This window comes from Roseococcus sp. SYP-B2431, from assembly GCF_004336745.1.
Lineage (GTDB): Bacteria > Pseudomonadota > Alphaproteobacteria > Acetobacterales > Acetobacteraceae > Roseococcus.
Genome location: NZ_SJXD01000022.1, coordinates 194440 through 207637 on the forward strand (window position 1 = coordinate 194440; position 13198 = coordinate 207637).

Annotated in this window: 14 protein-coding genes; 8 read left to right on the top strand and 6 right to left on the bottom strand. The window is 71.4% G+C overall.

All coding sequences use genetic code 11. The features are described 5' to 3' along the window. Positions 1-43: 43 nt before the first annotated feature. Genes EJV46_RS08905 through EJV46_RS08915 form a run of 3 tightly spaced genes read right to left on the bottom strand, consistent with a single transcriptional unit; the run spans position 44 to position 2529 of the window. A complete protein-coding gene (locus EJV46_RS08905) occupies positions 44-1441 on the bottom strand; it encodes a sensor histidine kinase (protein WP_131548266.1) in 1398 nt (465 codons plus the stop codon). A 13-nt stretch (positions 1442-1454) separates the two neighbouring features. Then, the gene (locus tag EJV46_RS08910; RefSeq protein ID WP_131548267.1) at positions 1455-2117 is read right to left on the bottom strand and encodes a response regulator transcription factor; all 663 of its coding nucleotides are present in this window, start codon (positions 2115-2117) and stop codon (positions 1455-1457) included. Positions 2118-2166: 49 nt separating this feature from the next. Further along, positions 2167-2529, bottom strand: a complete 363-nt coding sequence (locus EJV46_RS08915) for a PepSY domain-containing protein (RefSeq protein ID WP_131548268.1) — start codon at positions 2527-2529, stop codon at positions 2167-2169. A gap of 244 nt (positions 2530-2773) precedes the next feature. Between EJV46_RS08915 and EJV46_RS08920 the strand changes: the two genes are divergently transcribed. Next, positions 2774-3007 carry a hypothetical protein gene (locus tag EJV46_RS08920; protein WP_131548269.1) on the top strand — a complete coding sequence of 78 codons (234 nt, stop codon included), beginning with the start codon at positions 2774-2776 and terminating at the stop codon, positions 3005-3007. A gap of 93 nt (positions 3008-3100) precedes the next feature. On the opposite strand, the gene EJV46_RS08925 is transcribed toward EJV46_RS08920, so the two are convergent. Together EJV46_RS08925 and EJV46_RS08930 are read right to left on the bottom strand one after the other, a co-directional pair. Continuing rightward, the gene (locus tag EJV46_RS08925) at positions 3101-3688 is read right to left on the bottom strand and encodes a malonic semialdehyde reductase (protein WP_131548270.1); all 588 of its coding nucleotides are present in this window, start codon (positions 3686-3688) and stop codon (positions 3101-3103) included. Positions 3689-3890: 202 nt separating this feature from the next. Next, the gene (locus EJV46_RS08930) at positions 3891-4451 is read right to left on the bottom strand and encodes a NifU family protein (protein WP_131548271.1); all 561 of its coding nucleotides are present in this window, start codon (positions 4449-4451) and stop codon (positions 3891-3893) included. A 106-nt stretch (positions 4452-4557) separates the two neighbouring features. Here EJV46_RS08930 and EJV46_RS08935 point away from each other — a divergent pair, with 106 nt between their 5' ends. Further along, positions 4558-5088 (top strand): hypothetical protein, encoded by a 531-nt coding sequence (locus tag EJV46_RS08935; RefSeq protein WP_131548272.1) that lies wholly within the window; start codon positions 4558-4560, stop codon positions 5086-5088. On the opposite strand, the gene EJV46_RS08940 is transcribed toward EJV46_RS08935, so the two are convergent. Continuing rightward, the gene (locus EJV46_RS08940; RefSeq protein ID WP_131548273.1) at positions 5070-5753 is read right to left on the bottom strand and encodes a YggS family pyridoxal phosphate-dependent enzyme; all 684 of its coding nucleotides are present in this window, start codon (positions 5751-5753) and stop codon (positions 5070-5072) included. The genes EJV46_RS08935 and EJV46_RS08940 overlap by 19 nt on opposite strands. A gap of 52 nt (positions 5754-5805) precedes the next feature. Here EJV46_RS08940 and EJV46_RS08945 point away from each other — a divergent pair, with 52 nt between their 5' ends. The 6 genes from EJV46_RS08945 (at position 5806) to holA (ending at position 13160) form a co-directional block, all read left to right on the top strand. Further along, on the top strand, positions 5806-6381 hold the full coding sequence (locus EJV46_RS08945; protein ID WP_240782478.1) for a thiamine phosphate synthase: 576 nt from the start codon (positions 5806-5808) through the stop codon (positions 6379-6381). 189 nt (positions 6382-6570) lie between these two features. Then, positions 6571-8004 (top strand): porin, encoded by a 1434-nt coding sequence (locus EJV46_RS08950; protein ID WP_165585431.1) that lies wholly within the window; start codon positions 6571-6573, stop codon positions 8002-8004. 87 nt (positions 8005-8091) lie between these two features. Then, on the top strand, positions 8092-8646 hold the full coding sequence (locus tag EJV46_RS08955; RefSeq protein ID WP_131548276.1) for a DUF3576 domain-containing protein: 555 nt from the start codon (positions 8092-8094) through the stop codon (positions 8644-8646). Positions 8647-8916: 270 nt separating this feature from the next. After that, positions 8917-11523 (top strand): leucine--tRNA ligase, encoded by a 2607-nt coding sequence (gene leuS, locus EJV46_RS08960; protein ID WP_131548277.1) that lies wholly within the window; start codon positions 8917-8919, stop codon positions 11521-11523. A 58-nt stretch (positions 11524-11581) separates the two neighbouring features. Continuing rightward, positions 11582-12139: an LPS assembly lipoprotein LptE gene (gene lptE / locus EJV46_RS08965; RefSeq protein ID WP_165585432.1), complete on the top strand. Its 558-nt coding sequence runs from the start codon at positions 11582-11584 to the stop codon at positions 12137-12139. A gap of 7 nt (positions 12140-12146) precedes the next feature. Continuing rightward, positions 12147-13160, top strand: a complete 1014-nt coding sequence (gene holA, locus EJV46_RS08970; RefSeq protein WP_131548279.1) for a DNA polymerase III subunit delta — start codon at positions 12147-12149, stop codon at positions 13158-13160. The last annotated feature ends 38 nt before the right edge of the window (positions 13161-13198 follow it).

Genomic DNA, 13198 nt, shown 5'->3' on the forward strand with positions numbered 1-13198 from the left:
AGCCAGGACCTTACGCACTGGCCGAGGGCGGCCCGCCGGGCTCTCAATCCGGCCCCTGATACTTCTCGCTCGCCAGCCGCCCGGGCAGTTCCAGCCGAGCGGCCAGGCCGCCCAGCCGCGTGCTCCGCTCCAGCGTCAGCGTCCCGTCATACAGCGAGGCCAGATCCCCCACGATCGCCAGCCCGAGCCCCGAGCCTGGCTTGGCCTCGTCCAGCCGCACCCCGCGCAGCAGGACCGCGCCGTCGTCGCCCTCGGCCAGCCCCGGCCCGTCATCCTCCACGAGGATCGCGATCCGGCCCGCATTCACCAGCGAGACCCGCACCGCCACCCGTCCGCTGCCATACTTGCAGGCGTTCTCCATCAGGTTGCCGAGCATCTCGGTCAGGTCCTGGCTGTCGGCCCGCACCCGGGCCTCGGCCTCGCCCGCCACCCGGATCTGGATGCCGCGCGCCGCCGTGAGCCGGCGCAGCGCCGTGCCGAGCGCCTCGGCCACCGCCAGCGGCGCACTCTCCGCTCCCGCCGAGCCCGCCAGCGCCCCCGCCCGGGCCCGCCGCAGATGGTGCTGGACCAGCCGCTCCAGCGTCGCCGACTGGACCCGCGCGCCGGCCATGTCGCCGGCCTCCAGGGCGTTGCGCAGCACGGCGATGGGCGTCTTCAGCGCATGGGCGAGGTTTCCTACGTGGTTGCGCGCGCGCTCGACCGTCGCGCGGTTCTGCTCGATCAGCGCCTCGATCTCCGTGACCAACGGCGCGATTTCGATCGGCGCCACCACGTCGATGTGCAGGCGGCGGCCCTGACGCACCTCGGCCAGCTCCTGCTGCGTGCGGCGCAGCGGCCGCAGGCCCCAGATCACCAGCAGCGCCACCACCGCCACCAGCCCCGTTCCCAGCAGCGCGAAGGCCAGGATGACGTTGCTGCGCAGATCGGCGATCTCGTCTGCCGTGCCCTCGCGCGCGAAGGCGACCTGGACGGAGATGGGCACCCGGCCGAAACGGCTGTCGATCTGCACGTCGCGCTCCAGCACGCGCAGATCCTCGCCGCGGGGGCCCTGCATGCTGCGCGCCCGCACGCCCTCCGCGGGCTCCCGCAGCGGCGGGCCGAGCCGGGAGTCCCAGAGGGAGCGCGACGTCACCTGTATCCCGCCCGGGCCGGTGAGCTGCCAGTAGTGGCCCGAGAGCGGCCGCTCGAATTCCGGATCGGCGACCGGGCGGGTCAGGACGGGGCCGGTGGCGGGATCGAAGCTGGTCGCGGCCACCACGGCGTCGAGCAGGCTGGCGAGCCGGGCGTCGGCGGTGGACTGGATCTGCTGTTCGTCGGTGCGGACCACGAACCAGGCGATCATCCCGAGACCGAGCGAGACCCAGAGGGTGGTCAGGATCACCAGCCGGCGGGTCAGCGAATTCATGGCCCAGAGCCCGGCCAGCGCAGGCCGGAGGCGCATCATCCGATGTCCATCAGATGGGGCTCTGCAGGCGGTAGCCCTGGCCGCGCACGGTCTCGATCAGCCCATCGCCGAGCTTGCGGCGGAGCCTTGCCACAATGACCTCCAGCGTATTGGAGTCGCGGTCGAAATCCTGGGCATAGAGATGCTCGGTCAGTTCCGTCTTGGAGACGGGCCGGCCGGCATGCAGCGCCAGATAGGAGAAGAGCCCGTATTCCAGCGCCGTGAGCCGCACCGCCTGGCCCGCCCGCGAGACCCCGCGCGTGGCGGTGTCCAGCCGCACGTCGCCGAAGGTGAGCTCCGGCCGGGCCACGCCGTTGGACCGCCGGATCAGCGCGTTCAGCCGGGCCACGAGCTCGCCCATGGCGAAGGGCTTGGCCAGGTAGTCGTCCGCGCCGGCGTTCAGCCCCTCGACCTTCTCGCTCCAGGAGTCGCGGGCGGTAAGAATGAGGACGGGCATGGTCCGCTCGGCCGCGCGCCAGCGTCGCAGCACGGTGAGGCCGTCCACCCGCGGCAGGCCAAGGTCGAGCACGACGGCGTCGTAGGGCTCGGTCTCGCCCAGATGCAGCGCTTCCTCGCCGTCCAGGGCGCCGTCCACGGCGAAGCCCGCCTCGGTCAGGCTGGTACGGAGCTGCTGGTGCAGCTCGGGTGTGTCCTCGACGATGAGCAGGCGCATCCGGCCATCATGCACGCGTTGGGCCGGTGCGGTCCATCAGCGGGGGGAGCTACCGCTTGCCGGCGGAGGTCCGCGGCACCGGATGGGCCTCGTGGGAGTTTCGCTCCTGCACCGGGCCGCGCGAGCGGATCATCGCGCCGGTGGCGGCATCGAGCTCGACGGTGAAGAGCTGGCCGTTCGGTGGGAGAATCTTGATCTCGTAGAGCCACTGGCCGTCGTCCAGCTCCAGCTCGGCCTCGATGACACGGCCGCGATAGCGGCGCTCCACCTCGGAGAGCAGCTCGGAGAGGGGACGGATCTGCCCGGCCTCCAGCGCGGCCCGGGCCCGTTCATGGTCCCGCCGCTCCTGCGCCGCGGCCGGGGCGGCCAGGAAAAGGGTGAGGGCCAGGAGCGGCAGGAAACGGCGGCGCATGCGCTGGTGATTTGATCCTGAAGGGCTGAACCAAGGCTGAATCGGGCGCTCAGTCCAGTTCAGGGATGCGAGCCTTAGAAGGGGCATCGCGGGGGCTTTGGCCGGCTTCGCGCCCGAATGGCTGAACGAAGGCTGAATCGGCCGCTCAGTCCATGTTCAGGAAAGCTTCTATAAGGGGAAAGTCACGGTCGCCATGTGTCCTGCCCGTCGAGCGGGGGCGTCGCCGGGACAGGAGCTTTGGGTCATGCTGGTCGGTCTGGAAGATCTGGCGCCGCATATGCTGGGCGTGTTCATGATCGCGCTGGCCTGCATCCCGCTCGTCTTCGTCTGGCAGGATCGAGGCCGCAAGCAGGCCGACCGGGACCGGATGGCGAAGCTGCAAGGCGAGGCCCGCCTGGCCGCGCGGCTGCGGGCCCGCGAAACGGCCAAGGTAGCGCCGCGCCTCGCCGCGGGCTGGATGGGCGAAGCCCGGCGCTAGGGCCGGGCTCCACAAGGCCGTTGCCAGCTCGGATTTTCCCAAGGACCGGCAACGGCGCCGGCCGCGCGAGCGGCCGGTGCCTTGCGTTCGGGCTCAGACGATCTTCGCGACCTCGTCGAAATCGAAGCGCGGCAGCCGCTCCATGACGCCGGACGGGTCGCCGTGGCCCAGGTTGATGAGGAAATTCGTCTTGAAGCCCGAATCCGCGAAGAACTGCTCGTCGACCTTGGCATTGTCGAAGCCGCTCATGGGGCCGGTGTCCAAGCCGAGCGCGCGGGCCGCCAGGATCAGGTAGGCTCCCTGCAGCGTGCCGTTGCGGAAGGCCGTGGTGTCCGCCAGCGACCAGTTGCCCGAAAACCAGCTCTTGGCATCCGCATGCGGGAAGAGGCGGGGCAGATGGTCATAGAATTTCGGGTCATGCGCCACGATGACGGTGACGGGCGCGGTCATCGTCTTCTCGGTGTTGCCGGCCGAAAGGGCCTGCTTCAGCTTGGCCTTGGCCTCGGGCGAGCGGACGAAGACGAAGCGCGCGGGCGAGGCGTTGGCGCTGGTGGGGCCGAACTTCAGCAGATCGTAGAGCGCGTGCAGCTCCTCGTCGGTGACGGGAGCGTCCGTCCACTTGTTCTGCGTGCGCGCGCTGCGGAACAGCGTATCGAGGGCGGCGGCGTCGAGCTTGGTCATCGGGAGGCTCCGATCGGGTTGATGCGCCGACTATGCCGGCGCCCGCCCTGCCCGGCCATCCCGCCCAAGGCATGAAGGTCATTCACGGGGCTGATGGTCGAGCCCTCGGACGCCGGACGCGCTTGGCTTCGCCGCGCCACGGCTGCGTCGGCGGAAGGTCAGCGTGGCGGCGCCTGCCGCTGTGCGGCCAGGTTCCGAGAGGCTAGCCCTCGACCTGCTCCACCGCCACGACCTCGGGAATGTAGTGGCGCAGCATGTTCTCAACGCCGTGCTTGAGCGTGGCGCGCGAGGAGGGGCAGCCGCTGCAGGCGCCCTGCATGGTCAGCTTCACCATGCCGTCGCGATACCCGCGGAAGACGATGTCGCCGCCGTCGCCGGCCACCGCCGGGCGGACGCGCTGGTCCAGCAGTTCCTTGATCTGTTCGACGATCTCGGCGTCGGCGGGGTCGAAATCCTCGTCCGCCTCGGCGCCGACGCCCTCGATCACGGGCTGGCCTGAGAGGAAATGCTCCATCACGGCCCCGAGCACCTGCGGGCGGAGCGCCTGCCAGTCCGTGGCGTCCGTCTTGGTGACGGTGATGAAGTCTGTGCCCAGGAAGACGCGCGCCACGCCGTCCAGCGCGAAGAGGCGGCTGGCCAGCGGCGCGCGGCCCGCATCGTCGCCGGCGACGAAATCGGCCGTTCCGGCCTCGCCCATCACGCTCCGGCCGGGCAGGAACTTCAGGGTGGCAGGGTTGGGCGTGCTCTCGGTCTCGATGAACATGTTTTGGTGTCCTTCAATCCGGGCTGATGTGGTCCGGTTTAGGCAGGGACGCAAGGTGGCACGGGGGTTGCTGCCTCGCCGGTCCGACCCGACCCAGGAGCATGTCATGCTGGCCGATCCCATCCGCCTCGCCTTCCGCCCGCCCGGCCGGCTCGACGTGCCGGAGCCGCCGGATGGCGGGCCGGCGCTGGGCCCGGACGAGGCGCTCCCCATCCCGGGCGAGATCACCTTCGACGACGTGCTGCAGGGGCTGAACCCGCTGCATCATCTGCCGGGCGTCGGCATCGCCTACCGGGCGGTGACCGGCGCGGACATCCATCCGGCGATGCGCGTCCTCGGCGCGGGCATCCTGGGCGGGCCGCTGGGCATGGCGCTGGCGGGCGTCGCTTCCGCCGTCGAGATGACGATGCCCGGCGCCCGGTTGCGGGCCGCGCTGAACGGCGAGCCGGATCCGCTGCCGGCCGCGCGCCCCGCCACGGCAGGCGTCGCCGCGCAGGACGTGGCGGGCGCCTATCGCCGCTGGGCAGAGCTGGCCTCGCCGGCCCGGACCATGGCGGCGCTGGCCGAGGCCACGCGGCTGCCCGGACCGGCGACACAGAGCACCGACCGGAGGACCGATCAGGCCCCGGCGGGGTAGGGCCGCGCGCCGAAGATCGCCGAGCCGACTCGGATCAGGGTGGCGCCCTCCTCGATCGCCGTCTCGAAATCGCCGCTCATGCCCATGGAGAGCTTGGCCAGCCCGTGCTCCTTCGCCATTGCGGCCAGGGCGGCGAAATGCGGGCGCGGATCGCCCTCGGCCGGCGGGATGCACATGAGGCCGGTGACCGGCAGACCCCATTCCTCGCGGCAGGCGCGGAGGAAGCCTGGCGCCTCGGCGCGCGAGATGCCGGACTTCTGGGGCTCGTCGCCGATATTCACCTGGATCATCAGCTCCGGCCGGTGGTTCTCCTTCGCCATGGCCTCGGCGATCGCCTGGGCGAGCTTCGGGCGGTCCAGGCTCTCGATGACATCGGCCAGCCGCACGGCGTCGCGCGCCTTGTTGGTCTGCAGCCCGCCAATGATGTGAAGCCGCAAGGACGGATGGCGCTCCCGCAACGGCGGGAATTTCTGCGCCGCCTCCTGGACGCGGTTCTCGCCGAAGACGGCCTGGCCCGCGGCAAGCGCGGCCGCCACGGCCTCGGCCGGATGCGTCTTGGAGACGGCCACCAGCGTGACCGCCGCGGGGTCGCGGCCGGCCCTGCGGGCCGCCGTCTCGATTCGCGCGAGGATTCGGGCGAGGCTCTGGGGGATGTCGTCTGGCATGCACCATAGAATACGGAGAGGGGCGCGCGGCGCCAGGGGCGCAACGGCCCCGGTGCCGGCGCTGTGGCTCCTGAGCGACCCGGCGCGGCTGCCGGATCCGACGCCGCTGCTCGACGGGCTGCCCCGCGGCGCGGCGGTCCTGCTGCGCGGCGCGGCGCCGGAGGTGGCGCGCCGCGTGGCCCGGATCTGCCGGGCCAAAGGCCTCCTCCTGCTGGTCAGCGGCGATGGGCGGGCCGCACTCCGCCTCGGCGCCGGGCTGCACGTCCCCGACCGGGCAGCCTGCCGCAACCTGCTGCCCTTCCTGTTGAATCGGCGATCGCGGCTGCTTTCCACGGCGATCCATGGCCGCATCGGCGTGGCGCGGGCACGGCGGCTCGGAGCTGATGCGGCCCTGGTATCGCCAGCCTTCCCCACGGAGAGCCACCCCGGCGCAACGGCGCTGGGCCCGCTTCGCTGGGCCGTGCTGGCGGGCGCCGCCCGTCGGCCCGCGGTGGCGCTGGGAGGCATGACGGCCCTCCGGATGCGCCGTCTGCCCGGGCGGAGAGCCGCCGGCTGGGCCGCCATCGGGGCCTGGCAGCAGTCTGTGGCGCATCAGCCACAGTGTCTCAGGGAAGTCGCGCTCCCATGATGATGTCGGTTGCCCGGTCGTAAGGCGTCGACGCATAGTCCGTCGCGGACCCAAGTGATCGTTGGTTTGTACGGACCGGTTATGCCCGGGACGCAGCAGACCGGGGGGTCACGGCCTCGCCCAGGGATGGGGGGGGAGGGTCAAGGGGAACAAAGCCGGCCGAGGCCGGCGCGTGAGGAGAGTTTGAACATGCGCAAGATTTTGCTGGGCACGACGGCAGTCGTCTCGGCGGTCGTGGGCAGCGCCGTCATGGCGCCCCAGGCCTCCGCTCAGGAAGCGCCGACCGTTCGTATCGGCGGCTTCTTCCGGGCTTACTATGGCTACACGCAGCAGAGCAGCCGTAACTCGGTGACCTCGACGGGCCTGCCGCAGAACGTCGGCGGCGGTACCGAGTCCATTCCTGGCATCGGCACCAGCACGACCTCGACCAACAACATCGCTCGCCTCGGCAAGCACGACATCTCGACCGACGCCGGCATCGACGTCATCGTGTCCGGCAAGCTGGCCAATGGCCTGACCTACGGCGCGCAGATCTCGCTGAACAGCAGCGGCCTCGAAGGCCGTCAGCTCGTCCAGGGCCGCGCCAGCGCCGGCAAGACCACGGTCGCCGTGGACGAGATGTACGCCTACATCGCGCATCCGCGCTTCGGCCAGGTCCGCTTCGGTGACGAAGACGGCGTCATGGGCGGCCTGATGAACTCGGGCTGGGTCCAGGGCTTCGGCACGGGCGGCGTGCACGGTTCGTGGGAGAGCTTCGTGACCCGCCAGGCCGGCGGTCGTACGACGACGGCGCCGGGCGGCCTCGGCGACGCCTCGAAGATCATCTACATGTCGCCGCAGTTCTTCGGCTTCGACTTCGGCGCGAGCTTCGCCCCGAACGCGAACGTCGGCGAGGACACGGGCTGCCCCAACAACGCAAGCTCGGGCTACTGCGACACCGCCTATGCCTTCTCCGGCGCCCGCAACTTCGGCATCTACGCCGCGGGTCCCGAGCAGAACGTGAAGCGCAACGAGGTCCAGGCCGCTCTTCGCTGGCGTGGCAACCTGGCCGGCGTCGGCCTCGCCGCGACGGTCGGCTACATCGGGGCCGGCGCGGCCCGCGACATCTCGACCGCTGGCGCGCAGTCCCGCGTGTTCAACGGCCTGAACATCTGGCAGGTCGGCGCCCAGGCGAGCGCCTACGGCTTCACCGTGGGTGCGAACTACACCTTCGGCGACTACAACTTCTTCTGGGGCAGCACCATGCGTGGTGACCGCCAGGCGGAGCAGCTGACGGTCGGTGCCCAGTACACCGTCGGGCCCTTCACGATCGGTTCGAACTTCGTGACCGGCCTCTTCGAGGGCGGTAGCCGCTCGAGCTTCACCGACAGCACCACCGGCCCGCTCGTTCAGGGCACCTGCCGCCCGACGGTGGCTGGCGCGTCGAACTCCTGCGCCGGCATGCGCCGCTGGGGCGTTGCCGTCGGTGGCAACTACCGCCTTGCCCCCGGCATGGACCTGATCGCCGAGTGGGTTCACTACTCGGTGCGTGAGCAGGGCCGTGATCTCGATCCGAACCGCCCCGGCGTCCAGAGCCGCGCGTTCTCGGACGTGTTCATCCTCGGCACGCGTATCGCCTTCTGAGGCTCGTCACTCTTCGTGACGGGACGGGGCGGCAGGGCAACCTGCCGCCCCTTTTCTTTTGCAAGCCCCTCCCCTAGAAGCGCATTCATGACACACGCCAGCCGTCCGATTCTCGCACTGGGCCTCGCCCTGGTCGTCCTTGCGGCCTGCCAGAGCGGCCGCCAGGTGCGCAACGACGAGTACGGCACCGACAACGCCCGCGAACTGGCGCTGCGCCAGACGGGCGCCAATCCGACGAGCTCCGGCATCGTGGTCTTCGGCGTGGACCGCTCGCGCGAGGCGCAGGGTGGCGGGACCGGCGCCAATGCCGGCGGCGGCGGGATGACGGTGAACGCCTATCTCTGGCGCGCCACGCTCGACACCCTCTCCTTCATGCCCCTGGCCAGTGCCGATCCCTTTGGCGGCGTGATCATCACCGACTGGTACTCGCCGCCCCAGGCGGAAGGCGAGCGCTTTAAGGCGACCGCCTATGTGATCGGCCGCCAGCTTCGCTCCGATGGCGTGCGCGTGCAGGTCTTCCGCCAGGTGAACCGCAACGGCGCCTGGGTGGATGCCGCCGCCTCCACCGCCACGAATTCCGAGATGGAGGACCGCGTCCTCGCCCGCGCCCGCGAGCTGCGGAGCCAGTCGGCGGGCCGCTGACCGCCGCTCCAGGCGCGGCCTGCCCTCCTCGGGCCGCCATTCGAGAGGACGATCCGGCGACGGAGCCCGCCTTCCCCTGGGAAGATGAGACGGCCGCGGCACGGTCGCGCCCGCCAGTGCCGCGGGGCGGCCGACGCAGGAGCGCCGCGCGCGATCCCCGGCCAACGATCGCCCTCCGCCGCACCTCCCCCCAATGAAATCGACACGCGGGCGGAGATCCCGGTCAAGCCGCCTTGAGGTGGCGGCGGGGCGGCTCTATTCAGGACCGTCATGCCCGATACACCCCAGAACGCCATCGCCGCGAACGCGGCCGCCGATCGCTACGATTTTGCCGCCGCCGAGCCGCGCTGGCAAAAGGCCTGGGAGGCCGCCTCCTGCTTCTCGGTCCCGGACGTGCCGCCGGCCGGGGCCAGGAAGTACTACGTGCTCGAGATGTTCCCCTACCCCTCGGGCAAGATCCACATGGGGCACGTGCGCAACTACACGCTCGGCGACGTGGTCGCGCGCTACAAGCGCGCCCGCGGCCATCTGGTGATGCATCCGATGGGCTGGGACGCCTTCGGGCTGCCGGCCGAGAACGCGGCGCGCGAGCGCGGCACGCATCCGGCCGCCTGGACCTACGCGAACATCGCGAACATGCGCACCGAGTTGAAGCGCATGGGGCTTTCGCTGGAATGGGCGCGCGAATTCGCGACCTGCGATCCCGAATATTACGGCCAGCAGCAGAAGCTGTTCCTGGATTTCCTCCAGGCCGGCCTGGTCGAGCGGAAGGAGAGCTGGGTCAACTGGGACCCGGTGGACGGCACCGTGCTCGCCAATGAGCAGGTGATCGACGGCAAGGGCTGGCGCTCCGGCGCGCCCGTCGAGAAGAAGCTGCTGAGCCAGTGGTTCTTCTCCATCACCAAATTCGCGCCCGACCTGCTGGCGGCACTGGACGGTCTGGACCGCTGGCCCGAGCGCGTGCGGCTGATGCAGGCCAACTGGATCGGCCGCAGCGAGGGCGCGCGCGTGCGGTTCCGGATGGCCGAGCCGGTGGACGCCACCACCGAAGTGGAGGTCTTCACCACGCGGCCGGACACGCTCTTCGGCATGTCCTTCCTGGCCGTCGCGGCCGAGCACCCGCTGGCCGCCGCCGCCGCCGCGCGCGACCCGGCCGCCGCCGCCTTCGTCGCCGAATGCCGCAGCCAGGGCACCAGCGAGGCCGTCATCGAGCAGGCCGAGAAGCGCGGCTTCGACACGGGCTTCCGCGTCGCGCACCCCTTCATCGAGGGCGCGACCTACCCCGTCTGGATCGCGAACTTCGTGCTGATGGAATACGGCACGGGCGCGATCTTCGGCTGCCCCAGCGGCGACCAGCGCGACCTCGACTTCGCGCGGAAATACGGCCTGGCCGTGCCGCCCGTGGTGCTGCCGAACGGTGCCGATCCCGCCACCTTCACCATCGCCGACCAGGCCTTCACCGAGGACGGCACGCTCTTCAACTCCGGCTTCCTGGACGGCCTCCCGGTCGCCGAGGCCAAGCGGGCCGCCATCGCCCGCATCGAGGAGCTGGGCCGCGGCCAGGGCGTCACCAACTGGCGCCTGCGCGACTGGGGCGTCTCGCGCCAGCGCTACTGGGGCTGCCCGATCCCGGTCATCCATTGCGACGATTGCGGCGCGGTGCCCGTCCCGCAGGAGCAGCTCCCGGTCATCCTGCCGGAGGATGTGGACTTTTCCCGCCCCGGCAATCCGCTGGACCATCACCCGACCTGGAAGCACGTCGCCTGCCCGTCCTGCGGCAAGGCGGCGCGGCGGGAAACGGATACCTTCGACACCTTCGTCGACAGCTCCTGGTACTTCGCGCGCTTCTGCTCGCCGCGCGCGGAACGGCCCGTGACGCAGGCCGCGGTCGATGCCTGGCTGCCGGTGGACCAGTATATCGGCGGCATCGAGCACGCGATCCTGCACCTGCTCTACAGCCGCTTCTTCACCCGGGCGATGCGCGCGACGGGGCATGTGTCGGTCGACGAGCCCTTCGCCGGCCTCTTCACCCAGGGCATGGTCCAGCACGAGAGCTACAAGGGCGCGGACGGCCGCTGGCTCTATCCGGAGGAAGTCGAGAAGCGCCCGGACGGCACCGCCGTCCTAAGGGGCGGGGACGAGCCGGTGACGGTCGGCCGGGTCGAATCCATGTCCAAGTCCAAGCGCAACACCGTGGATCCGGGGGCCATCATCGGCCGCTACGGTGCCGATACGGCGCGCTGGTTCATCCTGAGCGACAACCCGCCGGATCGGGACATGGAATGGTCCGAATCGGGCGTGGCGGGGGCAAGCCGCTTTATCGGCCGCGTCTGGCGCCTCGCCCAAAGCCTGCGTGATGAGAACCTGCGCGAGGCCGACGCCCCGGACGAGGCGGCGGGCAAGAAGCTGCTGCAGGCCACGCACCGCACGATCGCCGCGATCACCGAGGCGCTGGAGAGCTTCGCCTTCAACGTCGCCGTGGCCCGCATCCACGAGCTGGCCAATGCCATTGCCGAAGCCCCCGCCGCGCCGCTGACCATCCGCCAGGAGGCGCTGGAGGCGCTGATCCGGCTGGCCTCGCCGATGATGCCGCATCTCGCCGAGGAGCTGTGGTCCACGCTGCGTCCGGGCGCCGCGCTGGTGGCGCAGCTGCCCTGGCTGGAAGCCGATCCTGCCCTGCTGAAGGCCGAGACGGTGACGCTGGCCGTCCAGGTGCTCGGCAAGCTGCGCGGGACCATCGAGGTGGCGGTGGACGCGCCCGACGAGGTGGTCTTCGCCGCGGCCGAGGCCGAGGAGAACGTGCAGCGGGCCTTGGGCGGCAAGCCCATCCGGAAGCGGATCCATGTGAAGGGCCGGGTGGTCAACCTTGTCGTCTAGGGTGATCGTCGGCGGCGGCTCCCGGTCGGCGGAGCCTGGGCCGGAGGAGTGTCGGAAGGTGAGCGGATCAGGCCCCGGGCGTCGCGGCCTTCTCCTGTCCTCGCTGGGGCTGGCCTCGGCCGGGCTGGCGGGCTGCGGCTTCCGCCCGGTCTACGGGCCGGAGGGGGGGCGCAACGTCGCCGCCGCCAACGAGCCGGCCCTGCAGGAGCAGCTGGCATCGGTGCGCGTGGCCCCGATCGGTGAGCGTACGGGCCAGGTCCTGCGCCGGTCGCTGCAGCGGCAGTTCGAGGGGCTCAGGCCTGGCACCCAGGCCCGCTACGACCTCGTCGTCGGCCTCAGCTTCCAGGCCGAGGGGTTGGGCTACCGGCGCGACGGCACGCTCACGCGGGTGCGCTACGTCGCCACCGGCACCTGGATCCTGGCCACCGCCGCGGTTCCGCCGGTGGTCGTCGACCGCGGCACGGTCCGCACGTTCGACGATTTCAACACGCCCGACCTGCAGTTCTTCGCCGCCGATGCCTCGCGCGACGAGATGGAACGCCGGCTGCTCACCGAGGTGAGCGACCGGATCGTGATCGGCGTGGCGGTGGCGCTGCGCCGGCGCATGCAGGCCTGAGCACGGCTTGGCCGCGAAGCTCGATCCGCGGCGGCTGACCGCCTTCCTCGCCGATCCGCCGGAGGATTGCCGGGTGGTGCTGCTGGTCGGCGACGATGCCGGGCTGGTGAACGAGCGCGCGGGACAGCTGGTGCGCGCCGTCGCAGGCGAGGACCCGATCCGCGTGGTGGAGCCCGGGCGCGAGGCTGCCAGGGATGCCGGTTCGCTGGCCGGCGAGGCGGCCTCGGTGCCATTGACCGGCGGGCGTGTCGCGATCCGCCTGCGCGAGGCGCGGGACAGCTGGGCCGAGGCGGTGCGCGGGGCGCTGGCGGGGCCGGGGCCAGGGCTGGTCGTCATCGAGGGGACGGGGCTCACCGGCAAATCGAAGCTGCGGACGCTGGTGGCCGCGGATGCGCGCGGCCAGGTCATCGAATGCTACGCCGAGCGCGGACGGGACCTGGTGGGCTCGATCCAGCGCATCCTGGGCGAGCTGGGCGCGCAGGCCGAGCCGGCCGCCCTGGACTGGCTGGCGGAGCGTGCCGGCGAGGACCGGCTGGCCATGCGCCGCTCGCTGGAGATCCTCGCGCTGCATGCCGCGCCGGCCGCGCGCATCACGGCCGAGGAGGCCATGGAGCTGCTCGGCGAGGGCAGCATGCTGGGCCTGGACGAGGCGCTTCTGGCGGCCTCGCTGGGTGAGGTGGCGGTGGCGGACCGCGCGATCGCCAGGGCCTTCGCCGAGGGGGCGAACCCGGTGCAGGTGCTGCGCGCGGCGCTGCGCCACGTGCAGCGGCTGCACGTGGCGGCGCTGGCGGTGGCCGACGGCAGCGCGCCGGCCGAGGCGATCGCTGCGCTGCGCCCGCCCGTCTTCTGGAAGTCCAAGGGGCCCATGGAGCGCGCCTTGCAGCGCTGGTCGCCGGCGCGGCTGGAGGCGCTGGGCGCAGCCCTGCTGCGCGCCGAGCGCCAGACGAAGTCCACGGGCCTGCCGGACGAGGTGATCGCGCGGCAGGTGGTGTTGGGGATGGCCAGAAGCGCGGCCAGATAGCGGAGCCCGCAAGGCCCGGGAATCGCTTCGGGAATCCG